The sequence below is a fragment of the Ruegeria sp. AB5 genome (assembly GCF_056542645.1).
The window spans coordinates 617,125-635,907 of sequence record NZ_JBQGAE010000001.1; the positions used below are offsets into that span (position 1 = coordinate 617,125).

21 protein-coding genes and 1 other RNA gene are annotated in these 18,783 nt (G+C 57.4%); 15 read left to right on the forward strand and 7 right to left on the reverse strand.

Annotation, left to right across the window (positions count from 1 at the left end; all coding sequences use genetic code 11):
- Nucleotides 1–136: 136 nt before the first annotated feature.
- The 7 genes from ACR0L4_RS03100 to ACR0L4_RS03130 form a co-directional block, all read right to left on the reverse strand.
- Nucleotides 137–568, reverse strand: a complete 432-nt coding sequence (locus ACR0L4_RS03100) for a nuclear transport factor 2 family protein (protein WP_170748755.1) — start codon at nt 566–568, stop codon at nt 137–139.
- 118 nt (nt 569–686) lie between these two features.
- Nucleotides 687–1,034, reverse strand: a transfer-messenger RNA (tmRNA) gene (ssrA, locus tag ACR0L4_RS03105).
- Nucleotides 1,035–1,059: 25 nt separating this feature from the next.
- Nucleotides 1,060–1,422 (reverse strand): DUF4345 family protein, encoded by a 363-nt coding sequence (locus tag ACR0L4_RS03110; RefSeq protein WP_170748756.1) that lies wholly within the window; start codon nt 1,420–1,422, stop codon nt 1,060–1,062.
- A gap of 18 nt (nt 1,423–1,440) precedes the next feature.
- Nucleotides 1,441–2,091 carry a TenA family protein gene (locus tag ACR0L4_RS03115; RefSeq protein WP_480510504.1) on the reverse strand — a complete coding sequence of 217 codons (651 nt, stop codon included), beginning with the start codon at nt 2,089–2,091 and terminating at the stop codon, nt 1,441–1,443.
- A 75-nt stretch (nt 2,092–2,166) separates the two neighbouring features.
- On the reverse strand, nt 2,167–2,817 hold the full coding sequence (locus tag ACR0L4_RS03120) for a hypothetical protein (protein ID WP_170373782.1): 651 nt from the start codon (nt 2,815–2,817) through the stop codon (nt 2,167–2,169).
- Between the two features lie 13 nt (nt 2,818–2,830).
- Complete coding sequence (locus tag ACR0L4_RS03125) at nt 2,831–4,231, reverse strand: selenium-binding protein SBP56-related protein (protein WP_480510506.1); 1,401 nt, start codon at nt 4,229–4,231, stop codon at nt 2,831–2,833.
- 129 nt (nt 4,232–4,360) lie between these two features.
- Entirely contained in the window at nt 4,361–5,092 is a 732-nt protein-coding gene (locus tag ACR0L4_RS03130) for a GntR family transcriptional regulator (protein ID WP_170748759.1), read from the reverse strand.
- Nucleotides 5,093–5,177: 85 nt separating this feature from the next.
- Between ACR0L4_RS03130 and ACR0L4_RS03135 the strand changes: the two genes are divergently transcribed.
- The 15 genes from ACR0L4_RS03135 (at nt 5,178) to lpxA (ending at nt 18,780) form a co-directional block, all read left to right on the forward strand.
- On the forward strand, nt 5,178–5,969 hold the full coding sequence (locus tag ACR0L4_RS03135) for a DUF2182 domain-containing protein (protein ID WP_480510508.1): 792 nt from the start codon (nt 5,178–5,180) through the stop codon (nt 5,967–5,969).
- 4 nt (nt 5,970–5,973) lie between these two features.
- Nucleotides 5,974–6,678: a DUF1326 domain-containing protein gene (locus ACR0L4_RS03140; RefSeq protein ID WP_170748761.1), complete on the forward strand. Its 705-nt coding sequence runs from the start codon at nt 5,974–5,976 to the stop codon at nt 6,676–6,678.
- A complete protein-coding gene (locus ACR0L4_RS03145) occupies nt 6,648–7,205 on the forward strand; it encodes a DinB family protein (RefSeq protein WP_480510510.1) in 558 nt (185 codons plus the stop codon). Before ACR0L4_RS03140 ends, ACR0L4_RS03145 begins: the two co-directional genes overlap by 31 nt.
- The gene (locus ACR0L4_RS03150) at nt 7,206–8,309 is read left to right on the forward strand and encodes a dimethylsulfoniopropionate demethylase (RefSeq protein WP_480510512.1); all 1,104 of its coding nucleotides are present in this window, start codon (nt 7,206–7,208) and stop codon (nt 8,307–8,309) included. It begins immediately after the preceding gene.
- Nucleotides 8,310–8,376: 67 nt separating this feature from the next.
- Nucleotides 8,377–9,372, forward strand: coding sequence for an acryloyl-CoA reductase (acuI, locus tag ACR0L4_RS03155; RefSeq protein WP_480510514.1), 996 nt, complete (start codon nt 8,377–8,379; stop codon nt 9,370–9,372).
- Between the two features lie 178 nt (nt 9,373–9,550).
- Entirely contained in the window at nt 9,551–10,114 is a 564-nt protein-coding gene (frr, locus tag ACR0L4_RS03160; protein ID WP_170748764.1) for a ribosome recycling factor, read from the forward strand.
- Between the two features lie 9 nt (nt 10,115–10,123).
- Entirely contained in the window at nt 10,124–10,855 is a 732-nt protein-coding gene (locus ACR0L4_RS03165) for an isoprenyl transferase (protein ID WP_170748765.1), read from the forward strand.
- Nucleotides 10,852–11,634 (forward strand): phosphatidate cytidylyltransferase, encoded by a 783-nt coding sequence (locus ACR0L4_RS03170; protein WP_480510517.1) that lies wholly within the window; start codon nt 10,852–10,854, stop codon nt 11,632–11,634. The genes ACR0L4_RS03165 and ACR0L4_RS03170 overlap by 4 nt, the downstream gene beginning before the upstream one ends.
- Nucleotides 11,634–12,806 (forward strand): 1-deoxy-D-xylulose-5-phosphate reductoisomerase, encoded by a 1,173-nt coding sequence (gene dxr, locus ACR0L4_RS03175; RefSeq protein ID WP_480510519.1) that lies wholly within the window; start codon nt 11,634–11,636, stop codon nt 12,804–12,806. Before ACR0L4_RS03170 ends, dxr begins: the two co-directional genes overlap by 1 nt.
- A 4-nt stretch (nt 12,807–12,810) precedes the next feature.
- Nucleotides 12,811–14,163 (forward strand): RIP metalloprotease RseP, encoded by a 1,353-nt coding sequence (gene rseP / locus ACR0L4_RS03180; protein ID WP_480510521.1) that lies wholly within the window; start codon nt 12,811–12,813, stop codon nt 14,161–14,163.
- Nucleotides 14,164–14,243: 80 nt separating this feature from the next.
- Nucleotides 14,244–14,372, forward strand: coding sequence for a hypothetical protein (locus tag ACR0L4_RS03185; protein WP_480510523.1), 129 nt, complete (start codon nt 14,244–14,246; stop codon nt 14,370–14,372).
- A gap of 127 nt (nt 14,373–14,499) precedes the next feature.
- Nucleotides 14,500–16,860 carry an outer membrane protein assembly factor BamA gene (bamA, locus tag ACR0L4_RS03190; protein WP_170748769.1) on the forward strand — a complete coding sequence of 787 codons (2,361 nt, stop codon included), beginning with the start codon at nt 14,500–14,502 and terminating at the stop codon, nt 16,858–16,860.
- A gap of 87 nt (nt 16,861–16,947) precedes the next feature.
- Nucleotides 16,948–17,451 carry an OmpH/Skp family outer membrane protein gene (locus ACR0L4_RS03195; RefSeq protein ID WP_480510525.1) on the forward strand — a complete coding sequence of 168 codons (504 nt, stop codon included), beginning with the start codon at nt 16,948–16,950 and terminating at the stop codon, nt 17,449–17,451.
- A 73-nt stretch (nt 17,452–17,524) separates the two neighbouring features.
- Nucleotides 17,525–17,998, forward strand: coding sequence for a 3-hydroxyacyl-ACP dehydratase FabZ (fabZ, locus tag ACR0L4_RS03200; RefSeq protein ID WP_480510527.1), 474 nt, complete (start codon nt 17,525–17,527; stop codon nt 17,996–17,998).
- The gene (gene lpxA, locus ACR0L4_RS03205; protein ID WP_480510529.1) at nt 17,995–18,780 is read left to right on the forward strand and encodes an acyl-ACP--UDP-N-acetylglucosamine O-acyltransferase; all 786 of its coding nucleotides are present in this window, start codon (nt 17,995–17,997) and stop codon (nt 18,778–18,780) included. Before fabZ ends, lpxA begins: the two co-directional genes overlap by 4 nt.
- The last annotated feature ends 3 nt before the right edge of the window (nt 18,781–18,783 follow it).

Sequence of the window (18,783 nt, forward strand, 5' to 3'; positions counted from 1 at the left end):
AAACCTGTCCCGCGCCCCGCGTGCCATGGCATGTTTCCCTGTAACAGCGGACACATGCGAATCTTGGGCTGTCGCATCCTATCCCGAGGCTTGTGCTAGCGTGTTGGAATGCCGTGGGTCAAGGCAACTTGGCAGGTCACGCCCAGTCCAGCCGCTGTCCGGTCATGCAGACGGGCAGCGTATCCTGGGGAAACTGCCCAAGTTGTTCAAAAAACGAGACGAAATCGAATTGGTTGTAGGCCTCGACCATCTTGTTGTCTTTGAACCGAGCCATGACCTGACCCGTCACCTCAAGCGGTGCACCATTGTCGGCGCGGAACGTCTTGACGTGTAGAATGGCAGAGACCCAATCCCCGTTTTCGATGATTTTGGGCATTTCCACCGTGATTTCACCCAGAACGTGTCGGAAGGCCATGACCAGATCACGGAAATCGTCGGCGCCGACCTGCATTTCAGGGATAATCCCCTCGGCCATCGTGTCGGGCGCAAAGTATTGGTCGATCGCGTCGGTGTTTCCCTGTTCCCAAACGTCAGCGTACCACGCTTTTAGGATATCTGAGTGTGTCATCCCGGCTCTCCTGTCTGTCTGGGACGACAATCGGCAAAAGGGATGAATAAACTCTAAATCTGAACAGAAAAAGAATTAAACTCAGACAATACTTGTGTGGAATGCAGGACACGTGTGGAATGCAGGTTTCTGTTGCCAGGTACCTGCGAACCCCGCCTTACGCGGCTAGGCGCAAGGGCTTAAGTTTCGGTCTTGCTACTGCTTACGCAGCAACTGCAACCGGAGCACGATTGTCGTTTGCAATTGTACTGTTTTCGCCGGTAACGGTGGCAGACAGCCGAGACAAAGCTAACCCCTTTAGACGTTCGTCGATCCTGTTTCGGCCCCATGATCCTCAAACGAAGGATGGTTGGTGGAGCCGCCGGGTACCGCCCCCGGGTCCGATCCGCTTATTACGAGCGCGTTTATGTCCATAGTCCCGAAGGACAGAACTTATATAGGTGAGGAGATTTCGGGATGCAAACCCGGAAATGACCGCAGCGCGTGGTAAATCAGGGGCTGCGGTTCAGATTTGCAGCGATCAGCCAGACGGCCAGGACAAGCTCAATTCCCCCGAAAATCATGGCTTTGGCAAGTGGTGGATTGTCCAGCAGCACCGACACGAACCGCCCCAGAGCCGCCCCGGCATAGGCTACGCCCAGCATGGCGTATGCCATGGGGTGGTTCAGCCAGATCACGGCAATGCCGGTGACGACAAACAACCCTCCAACCGAGGCGCGCATCTCGCTCAAGCCCATGGTGCTGTTCGTCGGGGCCAGATCCAGCGCCGTCGCGGTGTGCAAAGGTGCGAGAAAGCCGAACAGGCCAAAGCCGATGGTCAGCAGAGCCGCGATGACGTTGAGGATATGTACCATGATCGTGCCTTTATCCGATTACACCGCGTAGGCGGTGTCAAAGAAGTCTTTCTCCAGCTCGATCGCCCGGTGGAACAGCCGTGTTACTTCGGCTTGCGCCTCTGGCGTCAAGGTGGGCCAGGTCTTGTCGAGCTGCCCGCGCAGATACTCGACCACGCTTTCGAAGCCTTCTCCGGCATGTAGCGTGATCCATTCCGCGAACCAGAAGGGCAGATCGGGTTTCGGCGGATTTTCCGGGCTGGCCCAGCTGAGATAGACCCATTCGGCGACAACCAGAACCGCAAGCATGTTCTCATACCGGCCCGAAGCCGCAGCCTCGGCCATCAGGTCCTGAAACGCCTTGGTGGCGGGGGCAGGGTCGGTGCTGGGTTGGGCGCCCAGCGCCTCGAGCGAGCGCAGGAAGTAGGTGTTTTCAGGCCCAGTAATCACCGCCAGAAACTGTGCGGCCGGAACGCTGTCGGCCAGGGTGGGCGCGTGGGCGATGGCGCTGGCCAGCAGGCGGACAAAGCCGTCGACGAACTGATAGTCCTGTTGCAGATACCAGCGCATCTTGTCCTCGGGCAGGGTGCCGTCTGACAGCTCGCGCGTGAAAGCATGAGTAGTGGCGGCCTGCCAGTCGGCAGCCTTGCCCTGACGCAGAAATTCCGTGGGGCGCGTGTTCTGGGACACTTCGAAACCTCCTAACTTCTTACAAAGCAGGACAAAGCGGTTTTTCGGAACATGTGCAAGGTGATCGTGCGGCGACTAGATTGCCGACCAAAGCCCCAGAACGCCGACTAAAATCAGGCTGAGTGCCCAGATGAGTTCTAGGTTGAACCACGTCCGTGATAGGAATTGCAGCCCGAGCCAGCGATAGACGCCATAGGCCAGAAGACCGCCTCCCAGGATCATTGCGGCCGTGTGGAGCGCGGCCACGGCCAGAACCAGCAGGGTGTTTGTTGTCATGATCTGAGAGATGGCCTGATGACCCGCGTCCAGCTCATCCAAATTGCATAGACCCAGATAGATCGGAACCAGCATCAAGGCCGCGCCATGGGCGAGCGCAACCAGAAAGGACCAAAGGGCGAGTTTGCTGGGCGGCACGCGCGACAAAAACCGGGGGTGGTTGCGTGTGACGGCAATGTACAGCCCCATCGCAATGACAATCAGCGCGGCCCCAATGCGGATTTCGCGTTGGTAGTCGATCAACACGGCCATCATTGCAAATGGCAACAGGACACCCAGCATCGCCAGGAAATGACCGCCCGCAAGCGCCGCCAAGGCGCGCCAGAGGGCCGATTGGCGCTGCTCCATCAACGCGGACGAGACAGCAAGCGGCCAGCCCATACCGGGATTCAGCCCGTGATAGGCACCGCTGAGAACAACGGCCAGCCAGAGGCCAGCCGTTGATGTCATCAGAAATTCCAACTCAGACCGAGGGGTAGCAGAAACTGTCGGTCGAACAGTCTCCACCCTCCAGCCGGATCTGGTGGCTGCGATAACCTTCGGGGAACTCAACCCAGAACTTGGGATCCAAGGTCAGGCCGCCGTTCTCGCCGACATCAGCTTTGACCATCGCCGCGCCGCGCTCACCCGGATAGAACTGGTCATCCCACGTAGAATAGAGCGAGTTGGTCCAGTAGACCCGCTTACCGTCGCGGCTGATTTCGACCATTTGCGGGCCATAGCCAAAGTCCTGACCGTTTGGATGTTTGGTCTTTTTGACAATCCCGCCAATCTCGACCTTGCCGGCCAGTGTCGGGTTCATCGGGTCCGAGACGTCATATTGGTGCATCTCACCAGTACCCCAGCAGGCGACATAGAGGTACTTGTCGTCGAGGCTCAAGTCGATATCCGTCACCAGCGGGGGAACGGCCGAGAAACCTTTCAGCAAATCGGGCAGGTCATCTGGCTCAGCCGGTTGCGGGTCGATGGTGATTGTCTTCTTGGCCTCAAACGTGCCGTCGTCGTTTCGCCACCATGTGAAGATCGCGCCTTGCAGGTTCGTTGTGTCCACAACGACGCCGCAGAACCCATACTGCTTAACGGGGTCGTGTGCGGGCCGGATCTCCAACGCCATCTGGTGGTTTTCGCCCAGATCAATGGTTTGGATGTTAGTACGGCTGCGCAGGTTCCAGAAATGGATGCTGTGGCCGTATTTATTCGACAGCAGGTCCTCGGCCACGATTCCGTTTTCGAACTGTGGCGGCAGCCCCCATTCGGAACTGACCATGTAGTCGCGGGGCAGGTTCCACCAGAAATCATAGTGCTTGTCCTGCACGCCGCGTTCGATTTCATACCGTCCGATGATCTCGAAGCTTTCACAATCCATGATGAAGATACCCGGAGGGCCGTCGGTCCCGTCCTCTCCGCCGCCGCCCAAGGTGCTGACATAGATGCCCTCAGGTCCGCAATGGATGGTGTGAGGTCTGGAATACCCTGTCTTTGCAAAGACTTCTTCGGGTTCGATGATTTTGTGGATCTTGGCCTCCAGAGGGCTTTTGACGTCGATGACGTAGATCCGGCTGGAACGAATGCCCGGGATGATCAGATAGCGCCGTTCCAGAAACGCGTGACCCGATAGGGGCGACAAAGCCGAGGAACAGGCATTCCACCCAAAATGATGAAACTCATCGCCTTTTTCCGGCATCATCACCTTGTGGACGATTTTCCCATAGTCGTCCGATGTGGGATCAACATTCACAACCGCCAGCCCGTCGGGTTGTGAAAAATCGGGGCTCAGCATCAGTGTGAAAGCAAGTGTTTCGGTGGGGCCCTCCATCGCAAGTTTGGCGGATGGATAAAAGGTTGGGTCCGGTCTTGTGTTCATAACGTCCTCCCGTAAGTCATTGATAATCAATTTGTATTGAGAGTTCCGGTCTTGGCGCCGGGTGACATCCTGCCTGCTCGTGCTTCCTTTTGCCTGTTCGTCTGCGTCAGTCTCTGGGCCCGATCAGTATCAGGCGGGTCTGCGTTTGCGCTCGGCCACGTCCTGCGCCAGTTGTCGCGTATATGTTTCCAACTCGACCAATGTGGCATCCACCGTTGCAGCATCCTGAGCTTCAAGTGCGTCTGCGATCCTGGTGTGAAGAGAGATAATCTCTTCTCGTGACCGCGCTGTGAACGTGATCATGTTCATAAGGGGCTGCATCGCCTCAACCGCGCCAGCCAGTTGATAGGACAGTACGGGGTTGCCCGCACCATCCACCAGCGCCCGGTGAAAGGCCACGTCCGAGGCGCAGAACGCCTCATCGGTCAGACCGGGTTGTGCTTGTCGGAATATCTCGGCCCGCATGGTAGCAAGTTGATCTGCTGTCCGGCGCTGTGCCGACAAGGGGGCGCAGGCGCGTTCCAAAGCGTACCGAGCCTCGCAGGCTGTGTCGAATCGGACCGCGTTCATCGACAGTAGCAAGGTCGAGGTCGTGATCTGCTGTGAGTACGCATCCTCAAAGCTGATGCGGTTCACAAAGGCCCCACCGGTTGCCCCGCGCTGGGTTCGGATCAGGGATTGAGCGGCCAGACGTTTCAGCGCCTCGCGCACAGTGGGGCGCGAAACCTGAAACTGATCGGCAAGCTCGGCTTCTGAGGGCAGACGCTCATCCACGATCAACTGTCCCGACACAATCGCATCCCGAATGGCCTGCGCGATCTGGGCGGAAAGGTCTGCGGGGTTTCGAGGGTCTATCTTCATTTTGCAGCCGATTTTACGATTTTATTTGTCTGACATTTAAAAGTCTGACATTTGAAAAGCAAGAGAGTTGAGTCGGGAGGATCACATGAGTCGCGCATTGTTCCGCAGCGGGATGTGGCTGGCGTTCTATGCTCTGATCCTGTGGGCCTGGTGGGTCATGTTCTCGATGAGCCGCGACATGGACCTGGACTGGATCGGCCGCCCGGGCCCGATGGGGCAGGCCATGGCTGCGATGGACCCGCGCATGGACATGTATATGCCCATGGCTGAATTTGGTCCGCTGTTCTGGATGTGGGGGATCATGATGGCGGCAATGATGTTGCCTACGCTTGTGCCAACACTGCGCAGCTATGACGACCTGATCCGCAGTGCAACCGGGACGCGCGCCGGATGGCTGGGGGTTCTGACGGGGTATTTCATCGTCTGGGTAGGGTTTGCGGCGCTGATCGCCGGCGTACAGCTTGCTCTTTTGTTTGGCGGCCTCGTTGACATGTTGGGCATTGCCAAGTCCAATTGGATCGCCGGAGGATTGCTGATCGTAGTTGGAGCATTCCAGTTTACACGCGCGAAAGAGGTCTGCCATGGTGTCTGCCATGCGCCGATGACCTATTTCCTCGGCCACTGGAAAGCCGGTTTCACGGGTGGTGTGAAAATGGGCCTCGGCCTCGGCTCTTTTTGCGTGGGCTGTTGCTGGGGTTTCATGGCCCTCGGTTTCGTTGGTGGCGTCATGAGCCTGCTGTGGATGGGGCTGGCGACGCTGTTCATGGTTTTGGAAAAACTTCCCCAGATCGGGCATGCCGTGACTCGGCCGATGGGGTTTGCTTTGATTGCAGGCGGTCTTGTCCTGCTGATCTTTCCCTTTGCATACGGAGGATAAGCCGATGGCGAAAAACAGAAAACCCGAAGCGGACAGGCTTCCGATCAGTCAACGGATCGACAGCCGTATGCCCAACCCGAAGCGGCGCGAGATGAGCCCGACCGAGTGGGCCATCAAGGGCGAACTGATCCTGAACTGTTCGTGCGATGTGTTCTGTCCCTGTGTGGTTTCCCTGGGCGCACATCCTCCGACCGAAGGCCATTGCCACGCATGGATGGGGGTGATCATCGACGAAGGACACTATGAGGGCGAGGATCTGTCTGGCCTGAATGTGGGGCTGCTGGTCGATATTCCGGGCCGTATGGGCGAGGGGCAATGGAAGGTCGCCGCCTATGTTGACGAGCGTGCCAGCGGCAAGGCGTATAACGGTTTGCTCCAGATTTTCAGCGGTCAGGCAGGTGGCACCACAGGTTTGTTTACAATGCTTGTCAGTGAGATCATCGGCGCCGAGCGCGCTCCGGTCCAGATTGAGCGCGACGGCACCAAGCGCCGCATCGCCATCGGGCGCAAGATACAGGGTGAGATCGAGATGATGGCGGGCAGCGACCCGGAACATCCGGTGATGGTATCTAATTCGAAATACTGGATGGGACCAGATATCATCGTGGCGCGTGGAACCAAGTCCAAGGTTCGCGACTATGGTCGTGTCTGGGACTTTGGTGGCAAATCTGCCGAGATATGCCCTATCGACTGGCACGGGCCAAAGTGATGATTACCGGGGCCTATGCGCGTGAAATGGCGCGCTACAACCATTGGCAAAACAGGCAGCTGTCAGAGTTTCTTCAAGCTCTTACGCCTGAGGAACTCGTGCAGGAGCGGGGCGCCTTTTTCGGATCCATTCTTGGGACTGCGAACCACTTGTTATGGGGCGACTGGATCTGGATGTCTCGGTTTGACAAAGGGCCGGGCCCGGAAAGCAACATCCATCGTCCGGGTGGTGGCATCCATGAAAGCGTCTATGTCTGCCCCGATCTGGACAGTTGGCTGTCTCTGCGGAAAACCATGGACGCGCGTATCTTCGATTGGGCTGAAACGCTGGGGGATGAAGTGATTGCGGGTCCGTTCACCTGGTATTCTGCAGCGAAAGAAGCTGATATTACATTGCCTTATGCGCAATGTGTGATGCATTTTTTCAACCATCAGACACATCATCGCGGTCAATTGCACAAAATGCTGACCGAAACCGGCTCAGAAGCGCCGGTCAGTGATCTTTGTTTCATGCCAAAGGAGGGCTGAATGCCGCAAATATCCCTGTCTCGTCGTCTGCGGCGCACGCCCTTTTCTGATGGAGTGGAGGCCGCAGGGGTCAAAGGCTTTACGGTGTATAACCGCATGTTGCTGCCGACGGTTTTCGAAAGCGTTGAGGCCGATTATCGTCATCTGAAGACACATGTGCAGGTGTGGGACGTGTCCTGCGAACGGCAGGTGGAATTGCGTGGACCGGACGCGGCACGACTGATGCAGATGCTGACCCCACGTGATCTGCGCGGGATGTTGCCGGGTCAATGCTATTATGTGCCCATCGTGGACGAAACCGGCGGGATGCTGAATGACCCGGTTGCGGTGAAGCTTTCAGAAGATCGGTGGTGGATTTCCATTGCCGACAGTGACCTGCTGCTGTGGGTCAAAGGCGTGGCGAACGGATACCGGCTGGATGTGCTGGTGGACGAGCCGGATGTCTCACCCCTGGCTATTCAAGGACCCAAGGCCGATGATCTGATGGCGCGTGTGTTTGGCAACAGGGTGCGTGATGTCCGGTTCTTCAAATTTGACATGTTCACATTCGAAGGCCGTGATCTGGCCGTAGCGCGCTCGGGCTACTCAAAACAGGGTGGGTTCGAGATTTATGTCGAGGGCCGCGACATCGGCATGCCGCTGTGGAACGCGTTGTTTGCCGCCGGGGAAGACCTGAATGTGCGGGCTGGGTGTCCGAACCTGATCGAACGGATTGAAAGTGGGTTGCTGTCATATGGCAACGACATGACGGACGACAACACGCCGCATGAATGCGGGTTGGGCAAGTTCTGCAACACGCATACGGCGATTGGCTGCATCGGACGGGATGCGTTGCTGCGGGTCGCCAAAGAAGGACCGGTTCAGCAAATCCGCCCGATCGCGATCGAGGGCGATCCGGTTCCGCCCTGTGATCGGCCGTGGCCGGTGTACGTGGATGGCAAGCGGGTGGGGCAGGTGACCTCGTCTGCTTGGTCGCCAGACTTCAAGACAAACGTGTCCATCGGAATGATCCGTCTGAGCCATTGGGAGCCGGGAACCGAACTGGATGTTGAAACGCCAGACGGCACGCGCCGGGCGCAGGTGCAGGCCCATTTCTGGAACTAAGCCAACTGAATACGGGCTCGGGGACACTGAGACCCAGAGGCCAAGGAAATAGGAAAGGATTGTTCGAATGTTCAATGCACTGGTGATGGATAAGGATGAGGAAAGCGGGCTGGCAAGTGGTTCCGTCAAACAGCTTTCCCTTGAAGATCTCCCGCATGGCGAGGTGACGGTCGCTGTCGAGTACTCGACAGTTAACTACAAAGACGGTCTGTGTCTGTCGCCCAAGGGCGGCGGATTGGTTCGGTCTTATCCGCATGTGCCCGGCATCGACTACGCAGGCACGGTCGAGGCGTCGTCGGATGACCGCTACAAGCCAGGCGACAAGGTTGTTCTGACCGGTTGGCGCGTGGGCGAGGCACATTGGGGCGGGTATTCTCAAAAGGCCAATGCCTTGGCTGATTGGCTGGTCCCGTTGCCGGAAGGGTTGGACGCACGACAGGCCATGGCCGTAGGAACCGCGGGCTTCACGGCCATGTTGGCGGTAATGGCGCTAGAGGATCATGGTCTGAAACCGGGTCATGGCCCCGTTCTGGTTACGGGTGCCGCAGGTGGCGTTGGTTCCGTTGCAACGGCCATCCTTGGCAAGCTTGGATATGAGGTCGCCGCTGTGACCGGGCGGCCAGAGACCGGGGACTACCTCAAATCTCTGGGGGCCACGACGATTGTGCCGCGTGAGGACCTCAACGAAACCACAAAACGCCCATTGGAGAGCGAATCCTGGGCGGGATGCGTGGATGCCGTTGGTGGCGAGATGCTGGCGCGGGTCCTGGGGCAGATGAAATACGGGTGCTCGGTAGCAGCCGTTGGTCTGGCGGGAGGCGCGGCGCTGCCTGCGACAGTGATTCCCTTCCTTCTGCGCGGGGTAAACCTCTTGGGGATCGACAGTGTGATGCAGCCCTATGAAAACAGGCTCCGCGCGTGGCAGCGGATCGCGACGGATCTGCCAATGGACAAGTTGGACGCGATGGTTCATCCCGCCGCATTGTCCGATCTGCCGCAACTTGGGGCGGATATTCTGAAAGGTCAGGTCAAAGGGCGTGTGGTTGTCGACGTAAACGCATGATCCGATACACCAATCGAGGCGGGCGATCCCGCGACCGCCTCGCCTGACCAAAACAGGCCGAAAAAGGACTGAAACAACTCTGGTCATTGCCACAATTCCTGCCCATGATTGCTATACATCCCAAGTGCGATGGCGTAAGACCCATCCAAACAGCACCTGAAGACCGGGAGTGAGCAGCATGTCTGACGACTTCGAACTGGACACCGACGACCTGAAGCGCCGCATGGAAGGCGCGATGTCAAATCTCAAAACCGAATTTGCCTCTTTGCGGACCGGGCGGGCTTCGGCTTCGATGCTCGAACCGGTGATGGTTGACGCGTATGGATCGATGACACCGATCAATCAGGTCGGCACGGTCAATGTGCCCGAATCCCGGATGGTGACTGTAAATGTCTGGGATAAGTCTTTGGTTGGAAAAGTGGAAAAGGCGATCCGCGAAAGCGGGTTGGGGATCAATCCCCAACTGAATGGAACGATCATCATGTTGCCGATCCCCGAATTGAATGAAGAACGGCGACGTGAGTTGGGCAAGGTCGCGGGTCAATATGCCGAAAGCGCCCGGGTTTCTATTCGCAACGTGCGCCGCGACGGGATGGACCAGATCAAAAAGGCCAAATCGGACGGCATGTCCGAGGATGATCAGAAATTCTGGGAAAGCGAAGTTCAGGACCTGACGGATGAGATGATCAAGGTCGTCGATGCCGCCCTTGAGACCAAGCAAACCGAGATCATGCAGGTCTGAGCTGATTTGATGCCCAAAGATCCTCATACAGAGCCGGTGGTCGGTCCCCAGCATGTGGCCATTATCATGGATGGCAACGGCCGCTGGGCGCAGGCACGGGGTCGCCCACGGCTCTTTGGGCACCATGCCGGTGCGCGGCGCGTGCGCGAAGTTGTCGAGGCTTGTCCTCGATTGGGCATCAAGTATCTGACCGTCTTTGCCTTTTCGACCGAGAACTGGAAACGTACGCAGGTCGAAGTTGCCGGGCTTATGAGCCTGTTTCGGCGATACATCATCAAAGAAACCAGAACTCTTGCCGAAACCGGCGTGCGTGTTCGTTTTATCGGTGACCGAGTTCGACTGGATGCCAAGCTGATTGAGTTGATGGATACGCTTGAAGACAAGACCAAGGAGAACGATCTCGTTCATCTGACCATAGCGCTCAACTATGGTGGCAGGGATGAAGTGGCCCGGGCCACAAAACGTCTGGCAAGAGATGTTGCCGATGGGCGCCTGAGGCCCGAGGACGTGGATCAAGAAACGCTTCCCAAGTATCTGGATACACGTGTTCTTCCCGACCCGGACCTGGTCATTCGTACCAGTGGCGAGGCACGGATCTCGAACTTTCTGCTCTGGCAGTCCGCGTATTCGGAATACGAGTTCATCGACACGCTGTGGCCGGATTTCACAGCCGATGAGTTGGAACGGCTATGTCAAAGTTACGGCACCCGTGATCGTCGGTTTGGAGCGGTTCCGGCATGAGCGACGGCCGATGGTCTGACCTGACCGCACGGGTTCTGTCCGCCGTCGTACTGGTCGCGATCGGCTCGCTTGAGGTTTGGCTGGGCGGTATTTGGTTTGAAACCTTCATCGCCGCCGCATGCGGGCTCATGACCTGGGAATTGGTGCGCATGATCGAGCCACAGCGCATGGGCGTGGCGGTTCAGTTGGGCATCCTGACCGGAGTAGCGGTAATCCTGAGCTATCATTTGCCACCGCTCTACAAGCTGCCATTTCTGCTGGCGCCGGCCTTGGTTGGGGCAAGGCAGGTCAGCCACTCCCGAGGGCTGTATGTGTTGTTTGCTCTTTGGATCGTAGGGGCCGGTTTGGGTTTTATCTCGATCCGCGAAAACATGGGTTTTGGCTGGATGGTCTGGCTGATTGCCGTTGTCGTTGCCACAGATGTCGCCGGGTATTTTGTGGGCAAGACAATTGGTGGCCCCAAGTTTTGGCCCAAGGTGAGCCCAAAGAAAACCTGGTCGGGTACGGCTGGTGGCTGGGCAGCTGCAGCCATGGTTGGGGGCGCATTCGCGATCTATGGCGGATTTGGATTTCTCTTGGTTGTGGTTTCGGTGCTGGCGTCCATGGCAAGCCAGGCGGGCGACATTGTCGAAAGTGCGGTCAAGCGGAAGTTCGGGGTCAAGGACAGCTCGAACCTGATACCGGGGCATGGCGGCTTTCTCGACCGGTTTGACGGTATGATGGGGGCCGCTTTGTTCGTGTTGATAGCGGGGCTGGTCTACGCGCCCGGAGAGATGTGATGCGCAAAGTCTCAATCTTTGGGGCAACCGGATCGATTGGTCAGAACACGATCGATCTGATCGCGCAGAACCCGGACGCTTACGACGTGGTTGCGCTGACAGGTGGCGCGAATATTGAACAACTGGCCAGGGATGCACGGCGACTTGGCGCCGATCTTGCTGTGACAGCTTACGATGATCGCCTGCAGGACCTGAAAGACGCCCTTCGAGGAAGTGATGTCGAAGCGGCGGCCGGTCAGACCGCGATTGTCGAGGCCGCGGCGCGTCCCTCAGACTGGATCATGTCGGCTATTGTCGGAGCCGCCGGGCTGGCTCCGGGGATTGAGGCGTTGAAACAGGGTGCAACGTTGGCATTGGCCAACAAAGAGACCCTAGTTTGTGCTGGCGCGTTGGTCTTGCAGACAGCACGCGATCACGGCGCTTGTCTGCTGCCGGTGGACAGCGAACACTCTGCGGTGTTTCAAGCGCTGGTTGGCGAGGACATAAAGGCCGTCGAGCGTGTGATCATTACCGCAAGCGGTGGGGCGTTTCGGGATTGGCCGTTGGAAAACCTGGCCAGTGCAACCGTCGAGCAAGCCTCAAATCACCCGAATTGGGACATGGGACAGCGGATCACGATAGATAGCGCGTCTATGTTCAACAAGGCGCTGGAATTGATTGAAACAAGAGAGTTCTTTGGTATCGATCCCAGTCAGATCGAGGTTCTGGTGCATCCTGAATCCGTTGTACACGCGATGGTCGGATTCCGCGATGGCGCCTTGATGGCTCATCTGGGCGCCCCCGACATGCGGCACGCGATTGGGTATGCCCTGCATTGGCCCGATCGACAGGGTCTGCCGGTCGAAAGGCTTGACTTGGCAAAGCTGGGGCAGCTGCGTTTTTCAGATCCGGACCTGAACCGCTATCCGGCCCTGCAACTCGCGCGCGATGTGATGGCGCGCGGCGGATTGGCCGGGGCAGTTTTTAACGCAGCCAAAGAGCGCGCGCTGGATTACTTCATAGCCGGCCAGACCGGATTTATCACCATGGCGGATATCGTGGCACGCGTTCTTGATCGGTTCGATGCCCAAGATGGTCTTATTGATGCCCCACTGACCCTTGATAACGTGCAGCAAACGGACCATTTGGCACGTCAGTGGGTGGATGAAGCCGTACTTAAACGAGCAGGATAGAATTTTGGACGTACTTTCGCTGATCCCTCAGTTTGGAAACTTGCTCTGGACGATCGTGGCCTTTGTGATCGCGCTTTCGGCCATCGTCGCCGTGCATGAATACGGCCACTATATCGTGGGTCGCTGGTCCGGCATCCAGGCCGAGGTGTTTTCGATTGGGTTCGGTCCCGTATTGTGGAGCCGCATGGACAAACGCGGGACCAGATGGCAGATCGCCTTGCTGCCTTTTGGGGGGTATGTGAAGTTTCTTGGCGATGCCAATGCAGCGTCGGGCAAGGACGAAGAGGCGATGGAAAACATTGCCGAACAAACGCCAGAAGAACTGCGTCGCACGATGCATGGCGCCCCTTTGTGGGCGCGGGCTGCAACGGTTGCGGCAGGGCCCGTGTTCAACTTTGTGATGTCAATTCTGGTTTTTGGCATGATCTTCTGGTCGCAGGGCGTATCGCGTGAGCCGCTGACCGTGGGCGAATTGATGCCATTGCCCGGGACGGTGCAAGAACTGCAAGAGGGCGACGAAATCGTCGCGATTGCCGGAATCCCGACACCCGATTTCGATCAGGAAGGGGCGTGGAGCGAATTTACCGGGTCTCTGCCTGTCGAGCCGGTCTTGGATTACACTGTGGTCCGGAATGGCGAGACACTGGACGTGACCGCCCCTTGGCTGTTTCCGCCACTGATCCGTCAAGTGACGCCACGCAGTGCGGCTTTCGACATCCAGCTTGAAGGTGGCGATGTGATCACCTCTGTGAATGGCGAACCGATTTTTGCCTTCGAGCAACTAAAAGAATTCGTTGAAGGATCGGATGGTCGTGTTCTGCTGCTCAATGTTTGGCGTGACGGGGCAGATCTTGAATTTGCCCTTGCGCCGCGTCGCACGGATGAACCGAAGCCTGATGGCGGTTTTGTCACGCATTGGCGTATCGGAATTGTCGGCGGCATGATGCTGCAACCCGCGACCGAACCTGCTGGGGTATGGGATTCGCTGGTTGGTGGTGTAGTGCAGACCGGTCGCATCATCGAGGGATCACTGTCTGGGATGTGGCACATGATCACCGGTGCGATCAGTACCTGTAACATCTCTGGCCCGATTGGTATTGCTGAAACCTCGGGTGCGATGGCCAGCCAGGGTGCGCAGAATTTCATCTTCTTCATCGCGGTGCTGTCGACCGCCGTTGGCCTTCTGAACCTGTTTCCGATTCCCGCACTGGATGGGGGGCACCTGGTTTTCTACGCATACGAAGCCGTGTCCGGCAAACCGCCCAGCGACAAGGCCCTGCGCGTGCTGATGACTGTTGGTATCGCTATTGTTCTCAGCCTGATGGTGTTCTCGGTCAGCAACGACCTGTTCTGCTGATTGTGACGCGCCGTACACATTGAGGCCGCATTCTTGCCCCATTTTTCGAATAGTCTATCGGGGCTGAAAATGAGGCGGCCATGACCAAAGCACTGCAAAAATCGTATCAGAGTGTCAGCGTCCTGTTCATGCTGAACTGGGATGTCTTTCTCAGCTTTGGGCTTACAATACTGGCGCTGGCCGCTGGCGCGTATCTGGCCGGACTCTGATTCTCTGCATCCAACTGAAATGCCGTGCCCGGTGACCTTGCGTTGCCTGCGCTTTTTGGTGTTTTGACAAGCTCTTCCAATCCCGTTACTCAGCATTAAAGTCTAAAAATTCTGGGTAGAGAAAAAAATGGCTGACAGGCGGTGCGCGGGTATATCCTGCGGGGGGCATAAGTCGACAAACAAGATTTTGTGGCGGACGCGAGCGTTTCTTTTCCTTTTTGCTGCAGTGAGTTTACTGGCTTTGCCGCATGTGGCACAGGCCCAGAACTTCACCATCAACTCGTTCGAAGTTGAGGGCAACCGCAGGATCGAAACCGGCACGATTATCGCTCGGACGGGAATCGAGCCGGGGCAGACGGTTACCGCAGGTGAGCTGAATGACGCCTATCAGCGTGTGCTTGACAGTGGTGTTTTTGAAACAGTCGAAATGACACCGCGCGGCTCGACCCTGGTGATCGAGGTTCAGGAATACCCTACGATCAACCAGATCAGCATCGAGGGAAACCGCCGGGTCAAGGATGATTTGCTGCTCGAAGTCATCTCGTCCGAGCCGCGCCGTGTGTTCACGCCGCAACTGGCCGAAACAGACGCAGACCTGATTGCCGAGGTGTATTCCGCGCAGGGCCGTGTCGCAGCGACCGTGATTCCGCGGATCATCCGCCGCAGCGACAACCGGGTGGATCTGGTCTTTGAAGTTGCCGAAGGCACCACGATCGAGGTTGAACGGGTCAGTTTCGTCGGCAACCGCGCCTATTCCGATCGCCGGTTGCGTCGGGTACTGCAAACAAAACAGGCCACGTTCCTGCGCACCTTCTTCCGCAGCGACACTTTCATTGGCGACCGGATCGAATTCGACAAGCAGGTCATTCGGGATTTCTACCTGTCCCGGGGCTATGTCGATTTCCGGGTCAACAGTGCGAACGTGGAATTCACCCGCGAACGGGACGCCTTTTTCCTGGTGATGAACATCACCGAAGGACAGCAGTTTTCGTTTGGAAACATTACGACGGTCAGCGAAATTCCCGGCGTCGATCCTGCACCCTATCAGGAGGCGCTGAAGATCAAGCCCGGCGTGATATATTCGCCAACGCTGATCGAAAACTCGATCGCCCGGCAGGAACGTTTGGGCCTGAAACAGGGTGTGGACTTCCTGCGTGTCGAACCACGGGTCACGCGCAATCCGCGCGACCTGACACTGGATGTCGAATTCGTGCTCAGCAAAGGTCCCCGGATTTTTGTCGAACGTATCGATATCGAAGGCAATACAACGACGCTGGATCGTGTCATACGCCGTCAGTTCGACACCGTCGAAGGGGACCCCTTCAACCCACGTGAAATCCGCCAGGCAGCCGAACGGATCAATGCCTTGGGATTCTTTGCTGTGGCCGACGTCGAGCCGCGCGAGGGGTCTTCGCCCAGTCAGGTCATTCTGGATGTCGATGTCGAAGAGCAGCCAACAGGCTCGCTGAGCCTTGGTGGTAGCTACTCGGTTTCGGATGGTTTCGGGGTTGCGATCGGTTTGAACGAATCCAACTTCCTGGGCCGTGGGCAGAATCTGGGTGTCACCATTTCGACCGCGCAGGATTCCGAACAATTCACATTGAACTTCACCGAGCCATACTTGCTGGGGCGCAAACTAAGGTTCGATCTGGGTCTTGGGTTTGCAACCACGAACTCGAGCTTTGCCAGCTATGACACAGAGCGGGTGTACTTTAACCCCCAGCTTTCTTACTCGATTGGTGAGCTGTCGGCGGTGCGTTTGCGGTATGGTTGGGACCGCAGCGAGATGACCCAACAGGACAATGAAATCAATGGTGCGGTTATCACGTCTGAAATCGCGCAGGGCGAGCGGGTCAGCAGCACGATCGGTTTGTCCTATATCTACGATAGCCGTCTGGGTGGTTTGAATCCAAATGCTGGTGTTTTGTTTGAAGTCGGCGTTGATGCGGCCGGACTGGGCGGCGACAACGAGTTTTTCAAGACTACGGCAACCGGCATTGCGCAAACACGGGTTTGGAACGAAGAAGTCGTTCTGCGCGCGACACTTGAATTGGGTGCGCTGCACTGGACGGGCAATGATTTCAGCCGCACGATTGACCGGTTTGTTCTTGGGCCAAACACATTCCGCGGGTTCGAACCGGCGGGTCTTGGTCCGCGTGACCTGTCCAACGGGCAAGATGACGCCATCGGCGGCAACTACTATTGGGTGGCGCGATTTGAAACCGACTTCCCATTGGGCCTGCCCGAAGAATTGGGACTGCGGGGCGGCCTGTTCTATGATGTGGGCAACCTTTACAACATCAGTGACGTGAATACAGCCGGCGCCGATATCGTTGGCGCGGATGGGTCCATCCGGCACGTTATCGGCTTGTCCGTTCTATGGGAAACCCCGTTCGGTCCCTTGCGCTTCAACTTCTCGAAGGCGTTGAAAAAGGAAGACTTTGACAAGGAACAGAATTTCGACCTGACTGTTCAGGCGCGGTTCTGATCCGGGATGAGGGCTACACTTTCCAAGCGAGCATGGGGCCCGGTTCGGGCCCTTTGCGTTTTGCTATGCTGTCTTCTGGCAGGCCCCTTGGCTGCCCAGCAACTGGGCACACGCGATCCTGTCGTTCTGACAATATCCAGCGACCGTTTGTTTTCCGACTCGGCCTTTGGCCAGCGGGTCCTGCGCGAGATTGAAAATGAAGGCGCGCTGCTGGCTCAGGAAAACGAGCGGATCGTGTCTGAACTCAGCCGCGAAGAAAAGGACCTGACCGACAAACGGGCTGAGCTGTCTTCGGAAGAGTTCCGCCCATTGGCTCAGGCATTCGATGAAAAGGTGCAGTCACATCGCGAGGGGCAACGCGCCAAGCTCGACGCTTTGGCCCGTCGCAGCGAGGACGACAGGCAGACGTTCTACGCGTTGGCGCGGCCGGTCTTGATCGACCTGATGCGGGAAACGGGGGCGGCCGTAATCCTTGAACGCGCGAACGTGTTTCTCAGCGCTGATGCATCGGATATCACCGATGATGCAATTGCCCGCATCAATGCCGCCATCGGGGACGGAACCGGATTGCAAGACGGCACAGGCGAATAGGTTAGCTTGCCCTCCGAGACCGGTATTGCTAACCACGCGGAAACTGAGACATCGAAAACGGGACAATGGAACCATGACTACGGAAACCAAAAGCGCCGACATTCAGCTGATCCAGCGGATTTTGCCGCACCGCTATCCGTTTCTACTGGTCGACAAGGTGGTGGATATTGACGGGTTCCAATCGGCCCGTGGCATCAAGAATGTGACTATGAACGAGCCTCATTTCCAGGGGCATTTTCCGGGAACCCCGATCATGCCCGGTGTGACCATCGTTGAGGCGATGGCGCAGACATCCGGCGTGATGCTGGGCGTTGGAATGGATGTCATCGATACCGAGTTGCTGATCTATTTCATGAGCATCGACAAATGCAAATTCCGCCGCAAAGTGGTGCCGGGTGACGTGCTGGAAATGCATGTCGAAACCCTGCGGGGCAAGAAGGGCGGCAAGCTGTTCAAGTTCAATGGTCGCGCAACCGTTGACGGTGAGGTCGCAGCCGAAGCCGAATTCTCGGCCTATGTCGATTGGGATATGGAAAAAACCACATGAGCGGCATTCACCCAAGCGCAATCATCGAGGACGGCGCGCAGATCGGTCAGGACTGTGTAATCGGCCCGTTCTGCTATGTGGGCGCTCAGGTCAAACTGGGTGACCGGGTCGAGCTGAAGTCGCATGTTGTCGTCACCGGCGACACGTCTGTCGGCAACGAGACGGTGATCTTCAACTTCTCGGTGATCGGAGAAATCCCGCAGGATCTGAAATTCGGCGGCGAGAATACGCGGCTTGAGATCGGGCAGCGCAACCGCATCCGCGAGCATGTGACCATCAACACGGGTACGGACGGCGGCGGCGGTGTCACCCGCATTGGCGATGATTGCTTGCTTATGGCCGGGGTACATGTGGCCCATGACGTACAGATCGGCAACCGAGTGATCATGGTGAACCATGCAGGTGCAGCGGGTCACTGCGTTGTTGAAGATGACGTGATCGTGGGTGGCATTTCCGGCCTGCATCAATGGGTCCGCGTGGGTCGTGGAGCCATCATCGGTGCTCTGACCATGGTGCCGAACGATGTTATTCCCTATGGCTTGGTGCAAGCACCGCGCGGTGAATTGGGCGGGCTGAATCTGGTGGGTCTGAAACGTCGCGGTGTCTCGCGTGAAGATATTTCTGCCCTGCGCGCCGCGTTCAAGGAATTGTCGGGTGGTGAGGGGACTTTTCAGGAACGTGCGCAGCGCGCCGGGGAAGGGACCGACAGTGAGTATGTCCGTCGGATCGTCGAGTTCGTCACAGGCGATACCGATCGGTCTTTCCTGACGCCTAGGAAGTGACCC